The organism is Gordonia sp. NPDC003424 (assembly GCF_053588655.1).
On the sequence record NZ_JBSFQJ010000001.1, the window covers coordinates 263,357 to 287,673 of the forward strand.

The following is a 24,317-nucleotide window of genomic DNA, read 5'->3' on the forward strand; positions in this document are numbered from 1 at the left end:
ATCGGTTATCGCGACAAGGAGTAAGACAGAACTCATGCAGCTGAAATTCAGTCCTGAAGAAGAGGCATTCCGCGACGAGGTCCGCAGCATTTTCGCCAAGGTTCCCGAGGACCTGCGCGAGCGCGCGGAGGCAGGTCAGCTCAGTTACCCCGAGGACATGGTGAACGTCACCCGCATCCTCAACGAGCACGGAGTCGCCACCCCCGGCTGGCCGGTCGCATGGGGCGGCAAGGACTGGACGCCGATCCAGCACCACATCTACCGCGAGGAGATGAGCCTCGCGCACATCCCCGAGTTGCTGGCGTTCAACGTGGGCATGATCGGCCCGGTCATCGCGCAGTTCGGCTCGCAGGAGATGAAGGAGCGGTTCCTGGCCAAGACCGCGAACCTCGACATCTGGTGGTGCCAGGGCTTTTCCGAGCCCGAGGCCGGTTCCGACCTCGCCTCGCTGAAGACGCGCGCCGTCCGTGACGGCGATCATTACGTGGTCAACGGCCAGAAGACGTGGACCACCCTCGGCCAGTACGCCGACTGGATCTTCTGCCTGGTGCGCACCGATCCCGAGGCCAAGAAGCAGGCCGGCATCAGCATGCTGGTGTTCCCGATGGACACGCCCGGCGTCGAGCTGCGCCCGATCCAGCTGATCGACGGTGGCTTCGAGGTCAACGAGGTCTTCTTCAACGACGTGCGCGTCCCGGTGGAGAACCTCGTCGGCAAGGAGAACGAGGGCTGGACGCAGGCCAAGTTCCTGCTCGGCAACGAGCGCAGCGGCATCGCCCGGGTCGGCCACACCAAGACCAAGCTCGCCAAGGTGAAGGAACTCGCCCGCGAGACCGCCACCGCAGACGGCAAGACCCTGCTCGACGATCCGCTGTTCGCCGCCCGCCTGGCCGAGGTGGAGAACGAGCTGCTCGCGCTGGAACTCACTCAGCTGCGCGTCGCGGCCGCGTCGGCCGACGGCAAGCCGAACCCGGCGTCGTCGCTGCTCAAGCTCAAGGGCAGCCAGCTGCAGCAGGCCGCGACCGAGCTGATCGCCGACATCGCCGGCCCGAACTCCCTGCCGGTCTCGTCCATCGACGGTGGCGCCAACGGCAGCGCCGATGTGCTGTCGCCGGAATGGGCGCAGCTCAGTGTTCCGACCTACCTCAACTACCGCAAGGTCACCATCTACGGCGGTTCCTCCGAGGTCCAGCGCCAGATCATCGACAAGGCTGTGCTGGGACTCTGATTCCGCACCGCCACAACTCCTTTCACCAGACCTAGGACACACAGGGATCATTCATGGATTTCGAACTCACCGACGAACAGACGATGTTGCGGGACACCGTCCGCGAGGTTCTCACCCGCAAGTACGACATCGAGACACTCCGCTCCGTCACCGACACCGACCTCGGATGGGACAAGGGAGTCTGGAAGTCGTTGGCCGACATCGGCATTCTCGGACTGACCTTCCCGGAGGAAGACGGCGGGATGGGCGCCGGCCCGGTCGAATTCAGCACGGTGATGACCGAGCTGGGACGCGCGCTGGCACCGGAGCCGTACCTGGACTCGGTCCTGCTGCCGGGTTCGCTGATCGCCGCGACCGCCGACGATGAGACCCGCGCCGAGCTGCTCGGTGGCCTCGCCTCGGGTGAACTCCTGATGGCGTTCGCGCACCTCGAGCAGGGCGACCGCTGGCCGGGCGCCGCGGTGGCCACCAAGGCGGCCGGCGACACGCTGAACGGCACGAAAACGTTTGTCGGCCATGGTGATTGCGCCGACAAGTTCGTCGTGTCGGCCCGCACGGACGACGGCATCGGCCTGTTCGTCGTCGACGCCGACGCCAGTGGGGTGACCCGCACGTCGTACCGGACCAGCGACCGCCGTCGCGGCGCCCAGATCGTGTTCTCCGACACACCGGCAACCCGTCTCGGCAGTGGCGACGCGTCTCAGGTCATCGCCGACGCAGAGGTCGGCGTGCAGACCGCCCTGTGCGCCGAGGCCGTCGGCGCGATGGAGCGGGCGCTGGACCTCACCGTCGAATACCTCAAGACACGCAAGCAGTTCGGCGTCACGCTGGCGACCTTCCAGACGCTGACCCAGCGGGCGGCCGACATCTACGTGCAGCTCGAGCTCGCCCGCAGCATGAGCCTGTACGCGACGACCGCACTGGCCTCGGGGATCTGCGATCCGGCCATCGCTTCGCGCGCCAAGCTGCAGATCAACCGTTCGGGCCGCGACATCGCCCAGGAAGCGGTGCAGATGCACGGTGGTATCGGCATCACCGCCGAGTATCCCGTGGGGCATTACCTCGCCCGGCTGACCGGCATCTCGCACACCCTCGGTGACGCAACCGATCATCTGTCCGTGCTGGCGCGCAACGTCGGTAACTACGACATGGTGACGGTCGGCTGACCGACCCGTTTCGAACACGCGCAACGCCGCGACGACCCAACGGTCGTCGCGGCGTTGCCGTTTCGGGGCCGAGATCAGTGGTTCGCACACCAGGCCCCGCTGTCGGCATGTGACACCTCGACCGAGGAGATGCCATGCCCCATCGACGGTTCCGCACGCCGGGCCCCGCTCGGGGCACGCAACCGCACACCCGCCTAACCGCGCACCACGCGTCGTTACGCGTCAATAGTTGTCGCCTGATCGCTCCTCGTGCGCGGTTAGGCGGATGACGTCGAGGAAAGCGTGCGGGGCACCCGGCTGTCCGTACCGAGGGTGGGACCGCCGACTCGACGACGTGGCGAACTCGCACCCGAATCCGTCCGCGACACCGTGTGCGCCAAAGACGTCGGTCGGTCGCGTCGGGCATTTATGGTTACTGCGTGGAACTGCTTCGCGACAACCTCGGTCACGCCGCGGCCTACAGCATCCTCGGCATCGTGCTGTTCATCGTCGGGTTCTTCGCCCTGGATCTGGTGACTCCCGGGCGGCTGCGCGTCCTGCTCTGGACCGAGCACCGGCGCAACGCGACGCTGCTCGTCGTCGCGGAGATCATCGGGCTCGCGATCGTCTTCATCTGCGGCATCAACAGCTCGGCCGGTCTCGCGCTGTGGCGCGGACTGCTCTACACCGCGATCTACACGATCCTGGCGATCGCCGTGATGATGTGGTCGTTCGTGTTGGTCGACTGGCTCACCCCCGGCAAACTCGGGGACACGGTCATCTTCGACGACGATCACCCCGCCAGCTTCGTCAGCGCCGCCCTGTTCCTGGCGATCGGCGCGATCGTGGGGACCGCGCTCATCTTCTGAACCGGCGGCTTCCTGACCGTCGCACGATGCTGTTACCCTCGGGCCGCACATGAATCGGACATCACCGAGGGGGAACTCACCGTGGCCGCACCATTGATCGAAGAATCCGTCGACATCAACGCATCCGCCGAAGACGTCTGGGCGGTGATCTCCGACCTGAAGCGCATGAGCGAGTGGAGCCCGCAGTGCGTCAAGATGATCATCCGGGGTGGGTCCGTCGGGCTGGGCACCAAATCGATCAACATCAATCGCCGGGGCATGCTGGTCTGGCCGACGACCGCCAAGGTCGTGCGTTTCGCCCCCAATCAGGAACTCGGGTTCCGGATCGCCGAGAACCGGACCGTGTGGTCCTACACCATCGAGCCGTCGGAGTCGGGTGTGCGGGTCACCGAGCGTCGTGAGGCCGGCGACGGCACCACCAAGGTCTCGGCGTTCCTGGTGGACAAGTTCATGGGCGGCACCACCGATTTCGAAGCCGAACTCAAGCTGGGTATGGCCGAGACCCTCGGCAAGATCAAGCGCGAGGCGGAGCAGTCGGGCAGCTAGCCGCTCACGACGACAGCTTCTCCATCAACGCCGGCAGATCCGCGATCGAGTCGATGACGTGATCGGGCACCGGGCCGAATTCGTCCCGCTGCAGATCACGCAGGGCCTCCTCGCGGAACTTGCCGGTCCGGACCAACACCCCGATCAACGCCGCCGCCTGCGCGCCGAGGACGTCGTTGTACATGTCGTCGCCGACCATCACCACCTGGGTCGGCTCGAGCTGCATCCGATCGACGGCGGCGCGGAAGCCGAGCGGGGACGGTTTGCCGATCGCGCGGATCTTGCGGCCCGACGCCTTCTCCAGACCCTCGAGGTAAACCCCGGTGTCGATCGACAGCCCCTGCGCCGTCGACCACGTCATGGACCGGTGCATGGCGATGACCGGCACCCCGGCCAACATCAGTTCGAGCACCTTCGACAGCGATTCGTGTGTGAAGACCGGGCCCGCCCCACCGAGCACCACGACCTCGGCCCGAGCCGCGTCGTCGACGAGCTCGACGCCGGTCATGTCCTCGGCGATCGGACCCTCGTTGAGCACCCACACCCGTTTGCCGGGATGGTTGGCGGTCAGATAGTGGGCGGTCAGCGCGGCGGCGGTGAGGATTTCCGACGCCTCGACGTCGAATCCACAATCGTTGAGTGCCGATGCGATCTGGTCGCGTGATCGCGAGGTCGTGTTGGTGAGGAACATCCGGGGATAGGCCCGTTCGGCGAGGGCGCTGACGGCGTCGACGGCGCCGGGCAGCGCTTTCCACGAGGTGACCATCACCCCGTCGATATCGAGCAGCAAACCGAGCGTCATGCTGATCGAATCTAGTCGCGCGGCACGCGACCTGCACGGTCGGAGAATCCGGCGGACCCGGTGATGGCATGCTGAGCGCATGCGATCGGTATCCGACCATCAGGCCGCGGTCTCGGCGTTGTTCTCCGAACCACCACCTGTGCGGCTCCCCGTCTTCGACGCGCTCGGCTGTGTGGTGGTCGACGACGTGGTCGCACCCATCGGGTTGCCGGGTTTCGACAACTCGGCGATGGACGGCTACGCGGTGCGATCCGCCGAGATCTCCTCTGCCACCAACGATTCGCCGGTGCGGATGCCGGTCGCCGAGGACATTCCGGCCGGGCGGACCGACCGGCTCACTCTGGCGCCGGGCACGGTCCACCGAATCATGACCGGTGCCCCGCTCCCCGATGGTGCGGATTCGGTGATTCCGGTGGAGATCACCGACGCCGGAACCGAATTCGTGACGATCCGGGAGTCGGTGCCCGCCCGCCGGCACATCCGGTCCGCGGGTTCCGACATCGAACCGGGAGAAACGGCGCTGCGTGCGGGTACCAGGCTCGGGGCACCGCAGGTGGGACTGCTGGCCGCGCTCGGCATCACCGACATCGCGGTCATGCCCCGCCTGAAGGTGGTGGTGCTGTCCACCGGCTCGGAGTTGGTGACACCCGGACAACCGTTGCGGTACGGGCAGATCTACGAATCCAACGGGCCCATGCTGACCGCCGCGGCGATCGAGGCCGGTGCGGACGCGACCCACGTGCATTTCGTGACCGACGACGTCTCGGCGTTCCGTGCGCGGCTCGACGAGATCAGCGACGACGCCGACCTCATCATCACCTCCGGCGGGGTCAGTGCCGGGGCATTCGAGGTCGTCAAGGACGCACTGTCCACCAGTGGTGCGGTCGAGTTCGTGAAGGTCGCGATGCAGCCCGGCATGCCACAGGGATGCGGGCACCACGTCAGCCCGTCCGGCCGGCGTGTGCCGATCATCACCCTGCCGGGCAATCCGGTGAGTTCGCTCGTCTCGTTCGAGGTGTTCATCCGGACTCCGCTGCGCGCGGCGATGGGCCTGGGACCCGACCGGCAGCGGCTCGGCGCCACGCTGCGCGCCGACGTCCGCTCGCCTGCGGGTAAACGGCAGTTCCTGCGCGGGATCATCGGGCGCGACGAACGCGGCGAGCCGACGGTGGATCCGATCGGACCACCGTCGTCGCACCACCTGCGGTACCTCGCCGGGGCGAATGCGCTGATCGACATTCCGGTCGACGCGGAAGTGATCACCGCCGGCACCACGGTCGACGTCGTCGTTCTGGGTCCGGTTCGCTGAAGCCGAAGCGAGCCGACACGCCTCCGACTACTGGCGCCCGACACTCCACCAACCGCTGGTCGAGTAGCGACGAGCGAGCGAAGCGAGCCCGACGCGTATCGAGACCGACCGCTGGTCAAGCCGCAACCAGCAAACCGGCGCCCGACATTCCACCGACCGCTGGTCGAGTAGCGACGAGCGAGCGAAGCGAGCCCGACGCGTGTCGAGACCGACCGCCGGTCAAGCCGCAACCAGCAAGCCGCCACGACACCCATCTCCGACCGCCGGTCAAGCCGCAACCAGCAAGCCGGTGCCCGACACTCCACCGACCGCTGGTCGAGTTGCGACGAGCGAGCGAAGCGAGCCCGACGCGTATCGAGACCGAGACCACGCTCCGGTGCGTCCGCCGCAATGGCCCGCACACCGAGTGGGTCCAACTAAGCTGAAACAGGTGTCCGGAGATCCCGGACGATTTGCGTGATCAGGAGGTTGATGGTGGCCAGGCGCCCGCGTCCGGACGGTTCGCCCAGTGAAGTCGGACACCTCGTCGACCTGGCCCGCGAGACCATACCGCCGCTGCATCGCGCAGGGATTCCGTTCGTCGCGGTTCCCGCGGCCGTCGCGGTGCTCGGCCGCCGACACCCCTGGGTCGCCCGCCCGGCGGCGCTGGCCGCCGCGGCATCGGCCGCGTTCTTCCGCCACCCGAAGCGGGTTCCGCCCACCGAGATCGGTGCGGTCGTCGCGCCGGCCGACGGGACCATCTCGCTGATCGACGAGGCGGTGCCCCCACCCGAAGCGGGGCTCGGCGATGCGCCACGCCCGCGGATCTCGACCTTCCTGTCGATCTTCGACGTCCACGTGCAGCGAGTGCCCATCAGCGGCACGGTCACCGCGGTGACGCACACCCCCGGATCGTTCGTCTCGGCAGATCTCCCCGAGGCGAGCAGCGTCAACGAACGCACGACGATGACGCTGCGGTGCCCGTCCGCGAACGCGACACACGATGTCGCGGTCGTACAGATCGCCGGGCTGCTCGCGCGCCGCATCGTCTGCGATCCCCGGGTCGGCGACACGGTCAACGTCGGAGACACGTATGGCCTCATCCGCTTCGGCTCCCGCGTCGACGTCTATCTGCCGGCCGGCACCGTCCCGATGGTCCGGATCGGTCAGCGCGCGGTGGGTGCCGAAACCGTCTTCGCGACGCTGACCTGACCCGATGCCGACCACTCGCAAACCCGATCGGCCACGTGCGCCCCGGATTCCCGGAGCCCATGCCCGCCGCCGCACCACGGCGGTGCCCGACCGCTCACGCTTCGGCGCCCAGGTGTCCAAACAGGCGGCCGCCGGCCGGATGGTGCTGCCGTCGGCGCTGACCATCCTGGCGATCTGCGCCGGCCTGACCGCGATCCGGATGGCCGGAGACCAGAAGATCGATCTGGCGATGACGCTGGTGGTCGTCGCGGCGGTGCTCGACGGCCTCGACGGCCGCGTCGCGCGCATGATCGGGGCGACGAGCCGGATGGGCGCGGAGATCGATTCCCTTGCCGACGCCATCAATTTCGGTGTGGTTCCGGCGATGATCGTCTACGTCAGCCTCATGCCGGGGGATCGTATCGGGTGGGTGCTGACGCTGGTCTACTGCTGCGCCATCGTGTTGCGGCTCGCCCGGTTCAACACCCTGCTCGACGACGATGACGCGCCCGGCTACACCCAGGACTTCTTCGTCGGGGTACCCGCACCCGCTGCCGCGCTGTCCGCGCTTCTGCCGATCGCCGTCTGGCAGCAGTTCGGCTCCGGGTGGTGGACGTCGTGGCCGGTGGTCGGCGGCTGGTTGGTCTTCGTCGCTCTGCTCGCGGTGAGTCGGGTGCCGACCGCATCGCTGAAGACCGCGCGGGTACCGCCCCGTGCGTTGGCCGGCGTCCTGATCCTCGTCGCGATCGGTGCGGCCCTGCTCGTCACCTTCCCGTATGTCCTGATGATGGTGCTGGTCGTCGCGTATCTGGCGCACATCCCGTTCGCCTGGCGCAATCAACGGTGGGTGGCATCGCGGCCCGAACTGTGGGAGACCCGGCCGGCCGATCGTCGCGCCGAACGCCGGGCGATCGCCCGTGCCCATACGCGTCGTCGGGCGCGTGGCGGGACCGCCCGGTCGCAGGCGCGTCTGGGTCTGCGACGGCCGGTGAGAAGTGCGGAAGCGGCAGACCCGACGCACGAGCCGCACTCATGACGCGGCCCGTTCACCTCTCGCTGACCTCGCGGGTGAACCCTTCCGCGGCGGATTCACGACGGGGGATCGTGCGGGTGCACTCCGAGGTGCTGACCGCGCTGGGTCTACGGGAGTGGGATGCGGTGTCGATCACCGGCGCGCGGGTCACCGCGGCCGTGGTGGCCGAGGCCGGTCCCGGCACCCCGACCGGAACGGCGCTGCTCGACGACATCACGTTCTCCAACGCCGGGGTGAAGGAGGACGCGTCGGTGGTTCTCGCTCCGGTCCGGGTGTTCGGCGCGGCGCGGGTCACGGTCTCCGGGTCGGCGCTGGCGACCGCGTCGGTCGACGAGGCCACCCTCCGTCGTGCGTTGCTCGGCAAGGTGGTGTCGGTCGGTGACGCGGTGTCGCTGCTGCCGCGCGACCTGGGTCCCGAGCTGACCGCCGGCACCGCGACCCGCGCGCTCACGCTGTCGGTGGGCATCACGTGGACCAACGAACTGTTGACGGTCACCGCCACGGATCCGTCGGGTCCGGTGAGTGTGCAGACCAACACGGCGGTGCTGTGGGCCGGCAGATCGACGAGCCCACCGCCCGAGCCCCCGCCGGGTAGCGTCGTCGGATTTGCCGCGGCCGCACCGGCGGGTCCGGCAGGTTCCGTTCCACTGCCCGCGCCGCGGCCGATGCCGATCCGACCGGTATCGACGCTGGTCGGCGTGGATGCGCAGGTGTCCAAGCTGACCGAGTGGCTGTCCATCACGCTCGACGAACCGGAGGTGCTGCGTCGTCTCGGCGCCACCGCGCGGCTCGGGGTGCTGATCACCGGTCCGGCCGGTGTCGGCAAGGCGACGGTGGCCCGATCGGTGTGCGCCGACCGCGCGGTGTCGGCGATCGACGGCCCCACCGTCGGTGCGCTGGAGGCATCGGCCCGGCTCGCCGCGGTGCGGTCGGCGATCGCGGCCGTGCGCGGGCGGGGCGGCGTCCTCCTCGTCACCGACGTCGACGCACTGTTGCCGGCAGCGCGGGAACCCGCCACACCGGAACCGGTGTCCACGCTGATCCTCGACGAGTTGCGCAGCGCGATTGCCGATGGCGGGGGTGCGAGCGGCTCGAGTGACACCGGGGTCGGCTCGGTCACGGTCGGTGGCAACGTCGCGTTGATCGCGACGACCGCCGAGGCGGTGCGGCTCGACAACCGGTTGCGCGACCCTTCCCTGTGCGATCGGGAACTGATCATCGGACTGCCCGACGCGGCGACCCGCGCCCGGCTGCTCGGCGTCATCCTGACCGATGTGCCGTCCGACGGACATCTCGATCTCGACCTGATCGGCGCGCGTGCACCGGGCTTCGTCGCTGCGGATCTCGCGGCGCTGTGCCGTGAGGCGGCACTGCGGGCGGCGGCGCGTGCCATCGGTGACAAGCTGGACGCGGCGCTGACCACGGACGATCTGCTCGGCGCGCTCACCGTGATCCGGCCGGTGTCGCGGATGGATTCACCAGAGGTCGCGGTGGGATCGATCACCCTCGACGACGTCGGGGACATGGTGGAGACCAAGCAGTCGCTCACCGAGGCGGTGTTGTGGCCGCTGCAGCATCCGGACACATTCACGCGGCTCGGCGTCGAGCCGCCGCGCGGGGTGTTGTTGTTCGGGCCTCCCGGGTGCGGCAAGACGTTCGTGGTGCGAGCCCTGGCGGCGTCGGGACGGCTCTCGGTGCACACGGTCAAGGGCGCCGAGCTGATGGACAAGTGGGTGGGGTCGTCGGAGAAGGCGGTGCGGGACCTGTTCGCGCGGGCGCGGGAGTCGGCGCCGTCGCTGATCTTCCTCGACGAGATCGACGCCCTTGCTCCGCGCCGGGGACAGTCGACCGACTCCGGTGTCGCCGACCGCGTGGTGGCGGCATTGCTCACCGAGCTCGATGGCGTCGAACCCCTGCAGGATGTGGTCGTGCTGGGTGCGACCAACCGACCGGATCTGATCGACCCCGCGCTACTGCGTCCGGGGCGGCTCGAACGGTTGGTGTTCGTGCCGCCGCCGGACGCGGCCGCCCGGGCCGACATCCTGCGGACCTCGGGCCGTTCCGTGCCATTGGCCGAGGACGTCGATCTGGGGGTGCTGGCGGCCGAGCTCGACGGCTATTCGGCCGCCGACTGCTCGGCGCTGTTACGCGAGGCGGCGCTGTCGGCGATGCGTCGCGACATCGATGCCGCGACGGTGACCGCCGACGACGTCGTCGAGGCGAGGGCGCGGGTGCGTCCGTCGCTCGACGCGGCGCAGGTGGAGAGCCTGCGGGCCTACGCGGAGCGTCGCATCGAGTGACTCAGGCGCCGGTCCCGGTTCCGGTGCCGGTACCGCTCCCCGTCTGCGGGACGGTGGTCTGGCCGGGCGTCGTGGTCTGGCCGGGCAGCTGCTGACCCTGCTGTCCCTGGCCCGGGAACTGACCCATGCCACCCTGGCCACCCGGCATCTGACCCATGCCGCCTTGGCCACCCGGCACCTGACCCATGCCACCCTGGCCACCGGGCATCTGATTCATCCCGCCCAGACCGCCACGCTGCATGTTCATCCCCGGGCCCTGATTGGACGACGAGGACGAGTCTCCGACGATGTATCCGGCGCCGAAGCCGATGAGACCGAACACCACGGCGAGACCGATTCCGCCGGCGATGATGGCGTTACGCAGCTTGTCGGTGACACCCTGCGCCGGCTGCGCGGCACCCTGCTGCGCAGCACCCTGCTGCGCAGCACCCTGTTGCGCGGTGTACGGCGAAGCGGTGAAAGGCTGCTGCGGGCCGAACGGCTGCTGACCGTACGGCTGCTGACCGTACGGCTGCTGGGTGTACGGCTGTTCGGTATGCGGCTGACCGTACGGCTGCTGGATGTTGGCGTACTGCTCCTGGGCGGTACCGCCCTGCTCTTGGTCGTGCCCGGTCGACTCGATCTCCGCGGTCGGCGCGTCGGGCTGGGCCGCGGGTGCCCCCTGAGGTGTGGACATGTTCGGTGTTCTCACTTTCGACGAGTGGTGAAGTGAGATCCACGATCCCGACGGCTCCTGCCCGGGTGCTGCCGCGTCACTGTCAGTTCGCTGTGAAACCCGGCGAACCGGACAGCGCTCCGTCATCCTGCGACGTCGGAGTGTCCTCCCGCGGGGTTTTGGTATGTCCGCGGTCAATTCACCGCGGAGATGTCGAGACCCCGCGGAGGAACCTGTCCACATTCCCCGATGTCACCCATGAGCTGTGGATGACGGCCCCATCTGTGGCGGCGCACACCATCCCACCACCCATGATCGCTCCATGGATGAACCTGTACTTCGTCGCGCGGATGCGATCGCGAATGGGCTGTCGGACCGTCAACTCGCACGAGATGTCCGCCAGGGAACGCGAGTGCGCATCTGGCACGGCGTCTACTTGCCGACCGCAGACCGGGAGTCATCGGACACCCATCAGGCCCGCGCGGACCGGTACCGCTCGATTGTCACCGAGGTCGCCAAACAGGGCACCGACGCTCGGGTGGTGAGCCATGTATCAGCGGCTGCCGTGCATGACGTGCCGTTGTTGTGGCCCGACATCGGCCTTGTCCACTTCACGTCGCAAACCACCGATCGGCGTATCAAACGCGGGATAGTTCACCAGGCTCGACTTCGCGACGAATCGGTGGCGCTCCACGAGGGAATCCGGGTGACCTCAGTCGCCAGGACGGTCTGCAATGTGGCACGCGTCGGGGACCAGCGCCAGGCAGTGTGCGCGCTGGACTCCGGGCTGCATCTGGGGGCATCGATGGATGACATCGTTGCCGAGGCCGACGTTCTGAAACGACACCGAGGAATCGCCGTGTTGCGCTCCGCGCTCCCGCTCGTCGACGGCCACTCGGAGAGCGTGAGCGAATCACTGAGCCGGCTTGTACTCGGTGAGTGCCCCGCCGTCCCGCGTCCCGAGCTCCAGGTTGTGGTGTGGATCGACATGGACGGCGCCGAGGAGGCGAGGTGCGACTTCGGCTGGCGAGATGCGAAAGGTCGGTTGCGCGTCGTCGGAGAGTTCGACGGGAGATTCAAGTATCACCGCACCAGCCCATTCGGAGAACGACTGCCCGAAGAGGTCATCTACCGAGAGAAGCTCCGCGAGGATGCACTGCGGAACGAGGGACTCGTCGTCGTGCGATGGACGTGGTCGGACCTTCAGCGACCCGACCGCCTGTACAAGCGAGTCGTGGCGGCACTGCGAACCGCAGGCCTTGCCGGGTGAACCCGCGACCTCGGAGTGTTCCTCCGCGGGGTTTTGGTACGTCCGCGGTCAATTCACCGCGGAGATGTCAAGACCCCGCGGACGAACCTCGGCACTGGGCGAACCCCACGACGACAGACCACCGACCTCACTTCGCGGTCACCTGGTAGAACACCGACGATCCGCCCCCGGCCGCGCCGGGGGTGCTCCCGACCTGCACCCAGTACGTGGTGCCGTTCTTGTCGGCCGACAGCAGGATCGTTTTCTGTGCGCCGGTCTCGGTGCGCTGCGATTCGGTGTAACCGTTCTTCGTGAGCGTCCTCACCGCGGCGTCGACGCCGTTGCCCGCCTCCCCCGACGCCTGCACGGTGATCGACCATCCGTCGGCGCGTGTGCCGTCGGCGGTCAGCACCACACCGGAGACCAGCGGAACCTGCTCGGTGGGAAAGTCTTTCGGCAGGGTGGCGCCCGGTGGAGCAGGCGTTTCGTCGCCACCGCAGCCGGTCAGGAACCCGAGAATTGCCAGGACGCCGACGAGCACGACGACGGCCCGCGCCGACCTCCAGCCGAATCCGAACATGCCCGTAACGGTAAGGTAGAGCGCGCGGGCATCACCCGTGACACCCCGCCCGAACCGAAAGACGGAGTGCCCTTTGATCACTGTGTTGGCTGCGCTAGCGCTGTGCGCGCTGCTCGCGCCCCCGGTGATCAAGACCCTCGGTACCCGCGGCTTCTACGTGCTCGCGCTGGCGCCGGCCGGTGCGCTCGTCTGGGTGCTGCTGAACTGGCCGGAACCCGGACACCCGCCCGAGGTGCAGACGCTGAGCTGGGTTCCGGTGCTGCACATGGACATCGTCACCCGGTTCGACACCCTGGCCGCGATCATGTCGGTGCTGATCCTGGGTGTCGGCGCCCTCGTGCTCTGCTATTGCGCGCACTACTTCGACGACGCCCGGCCCCGCGTGCAGGTGTTCGGCGGCGAGATGATCGCGTTCGCCGCGGCCATGCTCGGTCTCGTCACGAGCGACAACATGCTGGTGCTCTACGTCTTCTGGGAACTGACGACGGTCCTGTCGTTCATGCTGGTGGGCTTCTACGCGGTGCGTGCGACGTCGCGCCGCGCCGCCACCCAGGCGCTGCTGGTCACCACGCTGGGTGGCCTCGCGATGCTCGTCGGCATCATCATGCTGGGCGAACGTACCGGCACCTATCTGCTGTCGGAGATCATCGCCCATCCGCCCGCCTCCGGCTCCTACGTCGACTGCGCGGTGGTGCTGCTGCTGATCGGCGCCTTGTCCAAATCCGCGATCGTGCCGTTCCACTTCTGGCTGCCGGGCGCGATGGCCGCGCCCACTCCGGTCAGCGCCTACCTGCACGCGGCGGCGATGGTCAAGGCCGGTATCTATCTGATCGCGCGGCTCTCCCCCGCCTTCTCGACCACCCCGAGCTGGCATATCTCCGTCGTCGTGCTCGGCATGATCACCATGGTCATCGGCGGCTGGCGGTCGCTGCGCGAACTCGACCTGAAACTGGTGCTGGCGTTCGGCACCGTCTCCCAGCTCGGTTTCATGGCGGTCCTGCTGGGCATCGGTGACGCTAACGTCGCGATGGCCGGGCTCACGATGCTGCTGGCCCACGCCATGTTCAAGGCGTCGCTGTTCATGGTCGTCGGCATCATCGACCATGCGACCGGAACCCGCGACATCCGCAAACTGGCCCGACTCGGCCATCGTCTGCCGTCGCTCGCGGTGATCGCGGCCATCGCCGGCGCCAGCATGGCCGGCCTGCCACTCACCATCGGCTTCGTCGGCAAGGAGACGGCGTTCGGATCCGTCTGGGACACCGGGGCCTACCTGCCGTGGCAGGCTCATGCGATCGACATCGTGCTGCTCGTCGGATCGGTGATCACCTTCGCGTACACGTGCCGGTTCCTGTGGGGTGCGTTCGGCCGCAAGGTCCGCGCCACGCCGAGCCCGGCGGTCGCGAAGATGCATCCGCCCACCTCGTTGTTCCTCGCCGCGCCGACGGTGCTGGCGGTCGGCGGTGTGGTGGCCGGCTTCGCCAGCCCGTGGATCGGCGACGTGTTCGAGCCCTATGCCGAGTCGTTGCCCGACTACGGGCATCCGATCGAGCATCTCGCGATGTGGCACGGCTTCGGCCTGCCGGTGGTGTTCTCGATCGTCGTCGTGGTGGCCGGCTCGCTGTTGTTCTGGGTGACCCGCCAGCTGCGCGACCTGCTCTTCCGCTATCGCCCCGTCCTCAATGCGGACCGCATCTACGATGCGACGTTGCGCACTGCGGACACCGTGTCGCTGATGCTGACCCGGAACACGCAGCGCGGGTCACTGCCGATCACCCAGAGCGTGATCCTGTCGACGGCCATCCTGCTGCCGCTGGTCGCCCTTGCCCTGGGGTCGCGGAGCCGTCTGGAGATCGGCGGCTTCGACACCGCCACCCAGGTGGTGATCGCCGGCATCATGGTCACCTCCGCGCTCGCGGCCACCGTCATGCGCAACCGCCTGGCGGGAACCCTGGTCGTCGGCCTCACCGGGTACGGCGCGGGCATGCTGTTCGCGCTCTACGGCGCACCCGACCTCGCGCTGACCCAGTTCCTGGTGGAGACCCTCACGCTGGTGATCTTCGTGCTGGTGTTGCGTAAACTGCCCGCCGAACCCGAACCACGCCATGCCACCGGCTTCCGCCTGCTACGTGCGCTGATCGGCGCGGCGTTCGGCGCATCCCTGGTCATCATCGGTCTGTTCGCGGCGGCCGCCCGCTCCGCGCAACCACTGCACGTCGACCTGCCGGAGGCCGCCTACAAGTACGGTCACGGCGCCAACGCGGTCAACGTGCTGCTCGTCGACATCCGCGCGTGGGACACCCTCGGTGAGGTATCGGTGCTCATCGTCGCGGCCACCGGTGTCGCATCGATGGTCTTCCGCAACCGCCGGTTCGGAGCGGCCCCACGAGTGGCCGACGCCGCGCGCCTGTATCCCGAACTGAGCGGCAACGGTTCCGACGACGAGGACGATCAGATCCCGCCGGACCGCACCCGCTGGTTGCTGGGCAGCGACTTCCGCGACCCCCGCCACCGGTCGATGATCCTCGAGGCGACGACGCGCCTGATCTTCCCGACCATGGTGGTGTTGTCGATCTACTTCTTCTACGCCGGTCACAACGCACCCGGCGGCGGTTTCGCCGGCGGCCTCACCATGGGGCTGGCGCTGGTGCTCCGCTATCTCGCCGGCGGGCGCTATGAACTCGGTGAGGCGTTGCCGATCGAACCCGGCCGCATCCTGGGTGCCGGGCTGACGATCTCCACTCTCACCGCGGTGACCTCGATGCTGATGGGTGCGCCCGCGCTCTCGTCGGCGGTGATCTCGGTGACGCTGCCCGTCCTGGGGCAGATCAAGCTGGTCACGGCACTGTTCTTCGACCTGGGGATCTACCTGATCGTCGTCGGCCTCGTCCTCGACATCCTGCGCAGCCTCGGCGCACGGCTCGACGTCGAATCGACCGCGTTCGACAACACGCCGGCCCCGGAGAGTCCGACCGCCGGGCAGGTGAGCCGATGAGCATCAACCTCGGCCTGCTGATCGTCGTCGGCGTGCTCGCCGCGTGCGGCGCCTACCTGCTGATGGAACGCAGCCTCATCCGGATGTTGCTCGGCCTGTTGCTGTGTGGCAACGCGATCAACCTGCTGATCCTCGTGGTGTCGGGTCACGCCGGACACCCACCGATCGTCGGTCAGACCTCGTCGGAAGCACAAGCCGACGCCGACCCGCTGGCGCAGGCGATGGTCCTCACCGCGATCGTCATCACGATGGGCGTCGCCGCATTCGTCCTGTCGCTGGTCTACCGGCTGTTCGTGATCAACCGCGACGACGACGATCTCGACGACGACACCGAGGACGTGAAGATCCTGTCGGGCTCGCTGCACGATGCGCCCGACCGTGACCGGACCGACGACCCGGTCACCATGGCCGACACCGTGGCCGGCGACCTCTTCGACGACGACGGCAACCCGCTCACACCCGAGCAGTACGCGGCCCGCCACCAGACGATGATCGAGACCGACCTGATGCCGGAATCCGACGACGACGTCGTCGTCGAGATCGGTGACGACCGTGAAGACAGCCCGGAAGGAGCCCCGCGATGATCCTGCAACCGTCGTGGGTTCCGGTGCTGATCACGCTGCCGACCCTCGTACCGCTGGTCGCCGCGGCCCTCTCGCTGCTCTTCGGCCGCAGCCCACAGTTGCAGCGGCTGGTCACGGTCGGTGCGATCGCGGTGGCGTTCGCGGCATCGTGCATGCTGCTCTACCTCACCAACGCCTACGGCACGTTCGCGGTGAAGATCGGCGGATGGGGCGACAAGGGCTACCCCAACGGGCCGCTCGGCATCACCCTGGTCGTCGACCAGTTGGCGTCGCTGATGCTTGTGGTGTCGACGATCGTGCTGCTGTGTGTGGTGGTGTACGCGATCGGCCAGGGTATCCGCGACGGCTCCGAGCAGCAGCCGGTGTCGATCTTCCAGCCGACCTACCTGATCCTGACCGCCGGTGTGTGCAACTCCTTCCTGGCCGGCGACCTGTTCAACCTGTACGTCTCGTTCGAGGTGCTGCTCGCCGCGAGCTTCGTGCTGCTGACGCTGGGCGCGAGCGCCGACCGGGTGCGGGCCGGCGCGTCGTACGTGATGGTGTCGATGGTGTCGTCGCTGATCTTCCTGGCGGGCATCGCCTTCGCGTACGCCACCACCGGCACCCTGAACCTCGCCGAGATGGCCACCCGACTCGACCACGTCCCGGACGGCACGCGCACCGCCTTGTTCGCCGTGCTGCTGGTGGCCTTCGGCATCAAGGCAGCGGTGTTCCCGCTGTCCACCTGGCTGCCGGACTCCTACCCGACGGCGCCCGCGCCCGTCACCGCCGTGTTCGCCGGCCTGCTGACCAAGGTCGGTGTGTACGCGATCATGCGTGCGCACACCCTGCTGTTCCCCGGTGGATCGATGGACACCGTGTTGATGATCGCGGGTCTGCTCACCATGCTCGTCGGCATCTTCGGCGCGATCGCGCAGTCCGACATCAAACGTCTGCTGTCGTTCACGCTGGTCAGCCACATCGGCTACATGGTCTTCGGGATCGCGCTCTCGTCGCAGTTCGGTCTGTCGGCGGCCATCTACTACGTGGCCCACCACATCCTCGTGCAGACGACGCTGTTCCTGGTGGTCGGGCTGATCGAACGTCAGGCCGGGTCGGCGTCGTTGCGGCGGCTCGGCGGGCTGATCGCCAGCCCGGTGCTGGCCGCGCTGTTCCTCATCCCCGCGCTCAATCTCGGCGGCATCCCGCCGTTCTCCGGGTTCATCGGCAAGGTCGCGCTGCTCGAGGCGGGCGTGCAGGACGGTTCGGTGCTGGCGTGGGTGCTGGTCGGTGGTTCGGTGGTGACCAGCCTGCTGACGCTCTACGTGATGGCCCGCATCTGGACCAAGGGATTCTGGCGGCCGCGGGCCGACGCGCCCGAGGGCGATCTCGCCGACCGCGCACCGTCGGCGTTGATCGACGAGCGCTCCGACGTCGCCTTCGACGAGCGCGCCGACGTCGGCCGGATGCCGCTGGGCATGGTGCTGCCGACCGGGATCATGGTGGCCGCCGGGCTGGTCCTCACCGTGTGGGCCGGCCCGATCATCGGCTTCACCGATCGGGCCGCGACCGACGTCAGTGACCGCGGCGTCTACATCGAGGCCGTGTTGGGAGGTGAGAGCCGATGAAGTCACGCATCATCACCGCCTGGCGGGTGACGTTGCTGTTCATCTTCTGGAATGTGGTGCGCGGATTCGTGTGGCTGCGCGAGAGGGTCCGGATACCGCGTTGGTTCGGCAACGACGCCCGTGAGGTCGGCGTGCGATTGTGGACGCTGGCGTGGTTGACGTTCGTGTGGGTGCTGTTGTGGGGCACCGTCTCCTGGGCCAACGTGCTGGCCGGTCTGCTGCTTGCCGTCCTCGTCGTGTCGGTGCTGCCGTTGCCGCGGGTGCCGGTCGAGGGCCGCATCCATGTGTTCGCGCTGTTGGTGCTGGTCGGCCGGTTGATCGTCGATCTCTTCATGTCGAGCGCGCAGGTCGCGTGGGCCGCGATCCGGCCGGGACGGCCGCCGCTGGGTGCGGTGATCCGGGTGCGGGTGGCGATCAAGTCCGACATGGTGCTCACCCTGGCCGTCGACTACCTCAACCTGGTGCCGGGCACCATGGTGCTCGAGATCGACCATCGTCGTCGGATGCTCTACATCCACGTGTTCGACGTGCGGACCGAGAAGCAGGTGCAGGCGTTCTACAAGCAGATCGCCTTTGTCGAGCGTGCGTTCATCCGGGCGTTCGAGCGTGACAGCGAATGGCATCCGAGCCCGTATCACGGTATCGACGACGACTATCACAGCGTGCGCCACACCGACCGTGCTCAGATCGACGGGAGTCGCCGATGACGTACGTGTGGGTGATCGTGACCGGCATGTTGCTGGTGGCGTCGGTGCTGACGACGGTTCGGTTCCTGATCGGACCGACCACGCTGGATCGCCTCGTCGCCCTGGATACCATCATCGCGGTGTGCATGTGCGGCCTGGCCGCCTGGGCGGCGTTCAGCCGCGATTCGACGGTGGTGCCGGCGATCGTCGCGCTGTCGCTGCTGAGTTTCGTCGGGTCGGTGGCCATCGCCCGCTTCCGCGTCCGGGATGACCAGACATGATCATCGACATCATCTCCGCGATCCTGTTGATCCTCGGCGCCACGGCCGCATTGACGACGTCGATCGGCATGCTGCGGTTTCCGGACACGCTGAGCCGGATGCACGCGGCGACCAAACCGCAGACCTTCGGGCTGCTGCTGGTGTTGATCGGGGCAATGCTGCGACTCGGCCACAACGTCGACGTCGGCATGCTGATCCTGGCGGGGCTGTTCGCGCTGATCACCGCGCCGGTGATCGCGCATCGCATCGGCCGGCTCGTCTATCAGGAACAGCGCGCCCGCGACGGCCTGATGAATCGCGAGGACATGGAGATGGGCAACCGGGACTGAGCCGACGGCTCAATCCAGTTCGGCGACAACCGAACTCACCACCGCCCGTAGGTCGTGCGCCTTCGCGTACACCGCCCGCTGCCGCTGATAGCTGGCCCCGTTGGCCATGATGTCGGACACCCGCGCGAGTTCGGTCACGCAATCCAGTTCGCGCGCAAGGGGTTCCAGTCGGACGAGCAGATCGGCGAGATCGTCGGTGACCAGTCGCTCATTGCAGTCCGCGTCGAGGATGACGATGGCGTCGAGACCGTATCGCGCTGCGCGCCACTTGTTCTCCTGCACCAGCCACGGCGCCATCTCCGGGAGTCGCTCCCCGGCCTCCCACCGCCGGTCCAGATCGACGACGAGGCAGTGGATCAGCGCGACGACCGCGGACAGTTCGGTCAGGTTGGTCATGCCGTCGCAGACCCGGACCTCGATGGTGCCCAGGTGTGGGGACGGCCTGATGTCCCACCGGATCTCGTTGAGATGGTCGATGATGCCGGTCGTCTTCTGGTCGGCGACGAACGCCTCGAACTCTCCCCAGGTACCGAACTGGAACGGCAGCCCGGCCGTCGGCAACTGCTGGAACATCATGGCGCGGTTGCTCGCATAGCTGGTGTCCTGGCCCGCCCACATCGGCGACGACGCCGACAGTGCGAGCAGGTGCGGATAGTAGTTGAGCAACGAGCTGAGGATCGGCAGCACCTTGTCGCGGTGGCTGATCCCGACGTGGACGTGCACACCCCAGATCAGCATCTGCCGCCCCCACCACTGGGTTCGCTCGATCAGCTCGGCGTACCGATGCCCCTCGGTCAGAAGCTGCGTGGACCATTCGGCGAACGGATGGGTCCCCGCCCCATACAGGTCCACCCCGACCTCGTCGGTCAGTCCGCGCACCGCGTCGAGAGTGGCGGCGAGGTCGGCGACGGCCTCACCGGTGGTGCGGCAGACGTCGGTGACGAGTTCGACGGTGTTGCGCAGCAATTCCTTGTGCACCTTGCCGGCACGCTCCGGGAACCGCTCGGACACCAGCGCGAACAGCGCCGCGGCCGAGTTCGAGAGATCGCCGGACTCCTTGTCCGTCAGCGCGAATTCCCATTCGACACCGAGGGTCGGAGTCGGCGATCCGGTGAACTCGATCGGGGAGATCACCATCGGATCCCGGATGAGGTCACTCGTGTGCCTCGATGACCCCACACGCCACGCGGGGGCCGGCGTCGCCGGTGTTCATCGTCTGCTCGTCAGCCGGCGGTGAGTACCGCGACGGGATGTTGGCGAAGTTGTCGGGGTTCTCGTGGATGATGATCGACTTGCCGGTGATCTGCGACAGCGTGACCGCATCGGTCGTCGTGACGGTCTCGCCGGTCCCGTCCTTGAGGATGTTGATCGAGATCAGGTCGCCGCTGGCCGGATGCCCGGTGTGCCCCTCGACCTGCAGGTGGCCGCCGGCGCTGCTGAACGCATCGCTGCCACCGGTCTGGCACTCCCCGTTCTGATGCAGGTGCATGCCGTGGAAGCCCGCCTTGAGTCCGCTGGCAGCGTTCACCCGCACGGTCACCTGCACCGACGATCCGCTCGGGGTGAAGGTGGCCTCGCCGATGTCCTTTCCGGCGCTGTTCATCAACGCCGCGGTGGCGTCTCCCTTGGCGGACTTGGCGATGTCGTCCTCCGCCTTGACCTCACCGGGGGGTGCCTGGTTGCCGGTGACCACCGAAGGGGTGGTGCCGGGGACGTCGGTGGCCTGCTCGTCCGGGGTACATGCGGCCAGCGCGGCGCCGACGAGGCCGGCGCCGGCGAGCACCACCAGCGTGCGGCGGGCAGTGGAGAGCTTGTGTGAACTGGCGGTCATGTCACTCCTTGCTATCTGAACGGGCCGTGCTGGGTGGGACTGTCGAACTCGAGAGGTCCGGGCGCGGGGTCATCGGGTGACCACGATCACCGGGATGCCGTCGGCGCACTCGGTGAACGCTGACGGGCGGGGGTCGACGCTGGCATCGCCGCCCAGTGCGGCGGCAACGGCGTCGGCGGCCGACTTCTGGCCGTCGTCGTAGAAGATCGTGTTCTCGCTGATCGAACTCGTGGAGAGGTTTCCGGGGGTCTCGGTCTGATAGCCCTTGGCCTTCAGTTGATCGGTCACGTCACCGGCGAGCCCGGCGATCGTGCCCGCATTGAACACACACAGGGTGGGCTTGTCGGCCGACGCCGAGGCGGCGGGCGCACTGGTCGTCGTCGCCGATGTGGTCACCTGCCGTTGCGCGGCCTCGAGTGCCTTCTCCGGGTTGTCGCCGCTCGTGGCGGCCGAGTGCCAGCCGAGGCCGATGAAAACGATGGCGACGGCCAGCAACAGCATCGCCCCGGCGCGCAGGGGGAGTCGACTCGGTTCGCGATCTGGGTTCATCACCGAGAACCTTAGCTCAGTGGTTCAGGTGATCTCGAACCCGAGACGACGGGCCGCGCGCGCCTTCTGTCGCGACGCCCGGAGCCGGCGCAGACGCTTGACCAGCATCGGGTCGGCCGCGAGTGCCTCGGGCCGGTCGACGAGCGCATTGAGTACCTGGTAGTAGCGGGTGGCCGACAACCCGAAGAGCTCCTTGATCGCTTCTTCTTTGGCGCCGGCGTACTTCCACCACTGCCGTTCGAAGGCCAGGATGTCGTGCTCGCGGCGGGACAGTCCGTCGGCCCCGACCTCATGCGGGTCGGTCGCGTTGGTCGGCTGGTGGGCGGAAGGGTCTGCGGGTGTGGGTTCTTCGCCCGGCTTCTGGCTTCGCGCAGCTGCGCCGTCCATCTCGCTCCCTCAAGATCGCCTCGTGCACGTCACATTCTGAGTCGGTCTGCCACTCGTCGCGAACGGCAAATCACAGCCATGTGGTTCGAAGACATCTAACCACGATCCCGACGACGGTTCGCGATGTGACTCGCGGGCACGGGACACCCGCTCGGTAATCTGTGCCGCATGGCAATTCTCCCGATCTGCATTGTCGGCGAACCGGTCCTGCATCATGCGACCGAACTCGTGGAGCTCGACGCGCAGCGCCGGCCCGCACCGGAGATCGTGACGCTGCTCGACGACATGTACGAGACGATGGATGCCGCCCACGGTGTGGGTTTGGCGGCCAATCAGGTCGGGGTGGGCAAGCGGCTGTTCGTCTACGACTGCCCCGACGGCGATCGCACCGCGACGCGGCGCCGCGGCGAGGTGATCAATCCGGTCCTCGAGACGTCGGAGATCCCGGAGACCATGCCCGATCCCGACGACGACATCGAAGGGTGTCTGTCCGTGCCGGGCGAGCAGTTCCCCACCGGGCGGGCCGAGTGGGCCCGGGTGACCGGCGTCGACCGCAACGGCGACGAAGTGGTGCTGGAGGGCTCCGACTTCTTCGCCCGGATGCTGCAACACGAGGTGGGCCATCTCGACGGCTTCCTCTATGTCGACGTGCTCATCGGCCGCAACGCGCGCGCGGCGAAGAAGACCATCAAACGCAACGGCTGGGGCGAACCGGGCCTGACGTGGGTGCCGGGCGAGGTCGAGGACCCGTTCGGACACGACGACGACGACTGATACGGCATGCATCGACGATGACCGAACCATTTGCCGGGGACCGGGTGGTGGTGCGTTATCGGCTCGGCGCGGCCACGCCGTCCGACTGGCGGCCGACACCGAACCCCGGGACACGCGGCCCCTCGCTGTCGGACGTGACCGGAATCCTCGTCGACGACGGGGACCCGCTGATGATCGACCGCGACGGCACCCCGGCGTCGATCCCGCGGTCGGAGATCGTCTCGATCCGGCTGCTCTCCCGACTGACGGTGCGCAACACCGAGATCCGGAACCTCGAGGCCGCCGCCGCGGCGGCGTGGCCGGGCCTGGTGTCGACGATGATCGACGGCTGGCTGGTGCGGGCCGGCGGCGGATTCACCCGGCGGGCGAACTCCGCGGTGCCGGTGGAGTTCGGGGCGCGGGCAGACGGATCGACGCTCGAGGCGATCCGCGACTGGTACACCGAACGGGGCCTGCCGACCCTGCTCGCCCTGCCGGACCGACTGCTGCCCGTCGGGCAGGTCGACGGGCGCCCGGCCAGTGGCGACATCCATGTCCTCGTCGCCGACGTCCCGGATCTCCGGATACCGGATCCGTCGGAGGTCGTGGGTGTGGACGCCCGGCCCGGCGCCGCGTGGCTGCGCGCATATCGCGGTCCGGACATCGACGTCGCGGTGGCCGCCGACGTGGTGGCCGCGTCGCACGGACCGGTGGCGGCGGCATCCGTCGGCAACGATGATCGCCCGGTCGCGATCGGCCGGGCATCGGTGACCGAGGCGCCGGACGGCATCCGGTGGCTCGGTGTGACCGCGTTGTGGACCGCACCCGACGAACGGCGACGCGGACTGGCCTCGTCGGTGCTCGCGGCGTTGGTCGGCTGGGGTGCCGCCCGCGGTGCGGATCGCTGCTATGTGCAGGTGGAGGCCGACAACCGGATGGCCGGAACCTGGTATCGCAGGCTGGGTTTCGGGCTCCACCACACGTCGCGATACGTCGAGATCTGAGCATGCACCCATCCACGCACCCGCACCGCCGCACGATCTCGTGGCTGCTCGTCACCGCCGTCGCGGGACTGCTCGCCGCGTGCGGCGCCATGCCGGCCACCACCGCGACGACCACCAGTACCACCGCCGCCGTCCCGGCGCGGGTCACCGCGACCCTGGCGCTGATCGACGCCGGCCGGTGGCCGGACGCCGCCGACGCACCGGGCACCAAGGGCGGCACGGTGTTTCGCAACAACGAGGGCCACCTCCCGAAGACCGGCAAGAACGGCTCCCCGATCACGTATCGGGAATGGGACGTCAACCCGAAGAAGCCCGGGAAGAGCCGGGATGCCGAACGCATCGTGACCGGCAGCGACGGGTCGGCCTGGTACACCGACGACCACTATCAGAGTTTCGTGATGATCCGAGGGCCCAGCACATGAGCA

The 24,317-nt window shown here is 68.0% G+C and carries 25 protein-coding genes; 18 read left to right on the forward strand and 7 right to left on the reverse strand.

Going from position 1 to position 24,317, the window contains the following annotated elements; genetic code table 11:
* Nucleotides 1–34 precede the first annotated feature (34 nt).
* From ACWDTI_RS01195 to ACWDTI_RS01210, 4 genes are all read left to right on the forward strand, one after another.
* Nucleotides 35–1,228, forward strand: coding sequence for an acyl-CoA dehydrogenase family protein (locus tag ACWDTI_RS01195; RefSeq protein WP_449736201.1), 1,194 nt, complete (start codon nt 35–37; stop codon nt 1,226–1,228).
* 53 nt (nt 1,229–1,281) lie between these two features.
* Nucleotides 1,282–2,394 (forward strand): acyl-CoA dehydrogenase family protein, encoded by a 1,113-nt coding sequence (locus tag ACWDTI_RS01200; protein WP_449736202.1) that lies wholly within the window; start codon nt 1,282–1,284, stop codon nt 2,392–2,394.
* A gap of 419 nt (nt 2,395–2,813) precedes the next feature.
* Nucleotides 2,814–3,242 carry a DUF350 domain-containing protein gene (locus ACWDTI_RS01205; RefSeq protein WP_449736203.1) on the forward strand — a complete coding sequence of 143 codons (429 nt, stop codon included), beginning with the start codon at nt 2,814–2,816 and terminating at the stop codon, nt 3,240–3,242.
* Nucleotides 3,243–3,323: 81 nt separating this feature from the next.
* Nucleotides 3,324–3,788: an SRPBCC family protein gene (locus ACWDTI_RS01210; protein WP_449736204.1), complete on the forward strand. Its 465-nt coding sequence runs from the start codon at nt 3,324–3,326 to the stop codon at nt 3,786–3,788.
* A 4-nt stretch (nt 3,789–3,792) separates the two neighbouring features.
* Here ACWDTI_RS01210 and ACWDTI_RS01215 read toward each other — a convergent pair whose 3' ends face one another.
* Nucleotides 3,793–4,590, reverse strand: coding sequence for an HAD-IIA family hydrolase (locus tag ACWDTI_RS01215; protein WP_449736205.1), 798 nt, complete (start codon nt 4,588–4,590; stop codon nt 3,793–3,795).
* 79 nt (nt 4,591–4,669) lie between these two features.
* Here ACWDTI_RS01215 and moeA point away from each other — a divergent pair, with 79 nt between their 5' ends.
* The 4 genes from moeA (at nt 4,670) to ACWDTI_RS01235 (ending at nt 10,402) form a co-directional block, all read left to right on the forward strand.
* Nucleotides 4,670–5,899, forward strand: a complete 1,230-nt coding sequence (gene moeA / locus ACWDTI_RS01220; RefSeq protein WP_449736206.1) for a molybdopterin molybdotransferase MoeA — start codon at nt 4,670–4,672, stop codon at nt 5,897–5,899.
* 474 nt (nt 5,900–6,373) lie between these two features.
* Nucleotides 6,374–7,090, forward strand: coding sequence for a phosphatidylserine decarboxylase (locus tag ACWDTI_RS01225; RefSeq protein WP_449736493.1), 717 nt, complete (start codon nt 6,374–6,376; stop codon nt 7,088–7,090).
* A gap of 4 nt (nt 7,091–7,094) precedes the next feature.
* The gene (locus ACWDTI_RS01230) at nt 7,095–8,105 is read left to right on the forward strand and encodes a CDP-alcohol phosphatidyltransferase family protein (protein ID WP_449736207.1); all 1,011 of its coding nucleotides are present in this window, start codon (nt 7,095–7,097) and stop codon (nt 8,103–8,105) included.
* Nucleotides 8,102–10,402 carry an AAA family ATPase gene (locus ACWDTI_RS01235; RefSeq protein WP_449736208.1) on the forward strand — a complete coding sequence of 767 codons (2,301 nt, stop codon included), beginning with the start codon at nt 8,102–8,104 and terminating at the stop codon, nt 10,400–10,402. The genes ACWDTI_RS01230 and ACWDTI_RS01235 overlap by 4 nt, the downstream gene beginning before the upstream one ends.
* Nucleotide 10,403: 1 nt before the next feature.
* Here ACWDTI_RS01235 and ACWDTI_RS01240 read toward each other — a convergent pair whose 3' ends face one another.
* The gene (locus ACWDTI_RS01240; RefSeq protein WP_449736209.1) at nt 10,404–11,078 is read right to left on the reverse strand and encodes a hypothetical protein; all 675 of its coding nucleotides are present in this window, start codon (nt 11,076–11,078) and stop codon (nt 10,404–10,406) included.
* A 301-nt stretch (nt 11,079–11,379) separates the two neighbouring features.
* On the opposite strand from ACWDTI_RS01240, the gene ACWDTI_RS01245 reads away from it, so the two are divergent.
* Entirely contained in the window at nt 11,380–12,327 is a 948-nt protein-coding gene (locus ACWDTI_RS01245) for a type IV toxin-antitoxin system AbiEi family antitoxin domain-containing protein (protein ID WP_449736210.1), read from the forward strand.
* 127 nt (nt 12,328–12,454) lie between these two features.
* Here ACWDTI_RS01245 and ACWDTI_RS01250 read toward each other — a convergent pair whose 3' ends face one another.
* Nucleotides 12,455–12,886: a hypothetical protein gene (locus ACWDTI_RS01250; protein ID WP_449736211.1), complete on the reverse strand. Its 432-nt coding sequence runs from the start codon at nt 12,884–12,886 to the stop codon at nt 12,455–12,457.
* Between the two features lie 73 nt (nt 12,887–12,959).
* Between ACWDTI_RS01250 and ACWDTI_RS01255 the strand changes: the two genes are divergently transcribed.
* Genes ACWDTI_RS01255 through mnhG form a run of 6 tightly spaced genes read left to right on the forward strand, consistent with a single transcriptional unit; the run spans nt 12,960 to nt 19,368 of the window.
* A complete protein-coding gene (locus ACWDTI_RS01255) occupies nt 12,960–15,881 on the forward strand; it encodes a Na+/H+ antiporter subunit A (RefSeq protein WP_449736212.1) in 2,922 nt (973 codons plus the stop codon).
* On the forward strand, nt 15,878–16,465 hold the full coding sequence (locus tag ACWDTI_RS01260; RefSeq protein ID WP_449736213.1) for a Na(+)/H(+) antiporter subunit C: 588 nt from the start codon (nt 15,878–15,880) through the stop codon (nt 16,463–16,465). The genes ACWDTI_RS01255 and ACWDTI_RS01260 overlap by 4 nt, the downstream gene beginning before the upstream one ends.
* Nucleotides 16,462–18,072: a Na+/H+ antiporter subunit D gene (locus tag ACWDTI_RS01265; protein ID WP_449736214.1), complete on the forward strand. Its 1,611-nt coding sequence runs from the start codon at nt 16,462–16,464 to the stop codon at nt 18,070–18,072. Before ACWDTI_RS01260 ends, ACWDTI_RS01265 begins: the two co-directional genes overlap by 4 nt.
* Nucleotides 18,069–18,779, forward strand: coding sequence for a Na+/H+ antiporter subunit E (locus ACWDTI_RS01270; protein WP_449736215.1), 711 nt, complete (start codon nt 18,069–18,071; stop codon nt 18,777–18,779). Before ACWDTI_RS01265 ends, ACWDTI_RS01270 begins: the two co-directional genes overlap by 4 nt.
* Nucleotides 18,776–19,039, forward strand: coding sequence for a monovalent cation/H+ antiporter complex subunit F (locus ACWDTI_RS01275; RefSeq protein ID WP_449736216.1), 264 nt, complete (start codon nt 18,776–18,778; stop codon nt 19,037–19,039). The genes ACWDTI_RS01270 and ACWDTI_RS01275 overlap by 4 nt, the downstream gene beginning before the upstream one ends.
* The gene (gene mnhG / locus ACWDTI_RS01280; RefSeq protein WP_449736217.1) at nt 19,036–19,368 is read left to right on the forward strand and encodes a monovalent cation/H(+) antiporter subunit G; all 333 of its coding nucleotides are present in this window, start codon (nt 19,036–19,038) and stop codon (nt 19,366–19,368) included. The genes ACWDTI_RS01275 and mnhG overlap by 4 nt, the downstream gene beginning before the upstream one ends.
* Nucleotides 19,369–19,377: 9 nt before the next feature.
* Here mnhG and ACWDTI_RS01285 read toward each other — a convergent pair whose 3' ends face one another.
* The 4 genes from ACWDTI_RS01285 to ACWDTI_RS01300 all read right to left on the reverse strand — a co-directional run bounded on the left by ACWDTI_RS01285 (nt 19,378) and on the right by ACWDTI_RS01300 (nt 22,135).
* Nucleotides 19,378–20,499 (reverse strand): glutamate--cysteine ligase, encoded by a 1,122-nt coding sequence (locus ACWDTI_RS01285; RefSeq protein WP_449736494.1) that lies wholly within the window; start codon nt 20,497–20,499, stop codon nt 19,378–19,380.
* Nucleotides 20,500–20,521: 22 nt separating this feature from the next.
* Complete coding sequence (gene sodC, locus ACWDTI_RS01290; protein WP_449736218.1) at nt 20,522–21,199, reverse strand: superoxide dismutase[Cu-Zn]; 678 nt, start codon at nt 21,197–21,199, stop codon at nt 20,522–20,524.
* A 69-nt stretch (nt 21,200–21,268) separates the two neighbouring features.
* Nucleotides 21,269–21,748, reverse strand: a complete 480-nt coding sequence (locus tag ACWDTI_RS01295; RefSeq protein WP_449736219.1) for a LytR C-terminal domain-containing protein — start codon at nt 21,746–21,748, stop codon at nt 21,269–21,271.
* 24 nt (nt 21,749–21,772) lie between these two features.
* Nucleotides 21,773–22,135, reverse strand: coding sequence for a DUF3263 domain-containing protein (locus ACWDTI_RS01300; protein ID WP_449736220.1), 363 nt, complete (start codon nt 22,133–22,135; stop codon nt 21,773–21,775).
* Between the two features lie 168 nt (nt 22,136–22,303).
* Here ACWDTI_RS01300 and ACWDTI_RS01305 point away from each other — a divergent pair, with 168 nt between their 5' ends.
* From ACWDTI_RS01305 to ACWDTI_RS01315, 3 genes are read left to right on the forward strand one after another with little or no spacing between them, the layout of a single operon-like run.
* Nucleotides 22,304–22,909 (forward strand): peptide deformylase, encoded by a 606-nt coding sequence (locus tag ACWDTI_RS01305; RefSeq protein ID WP_449736221.1) that lies wholly within the window; start codon nt 22,304–22,306, stop codon nt 22,907–22,909.
* A gap of 17 nt (nt 22,910–22,926) precedes the next feature.
* Nucleotides 22,927–23,892, forward strand: coding sequence for an N-acetylglutamate synthase, CG3035 family (locus ACWDTI_RS01310; protein WP_449736222.1), 966 nt, complete (start codon nt 22,927–22,929; stop codon nt 23,890–23,892).
* Nucleotides 23,893–23,894: 2 nt separating this feature from the next.
* Nucleotides 23,895–24,314: a ribonuclease domain-containing protein gene (locus ACWDTI_RS01315; RefSeq protein ID WP_449736223.1), complete on the forward strand. Its 420-nt coding sequence runs from the start codon at nt 23,895–23,897 to the stop codon at nt 24,312–24,314.
* Nucleotides 24,315–24,317 lie beyond the last annotated feature (3 nt).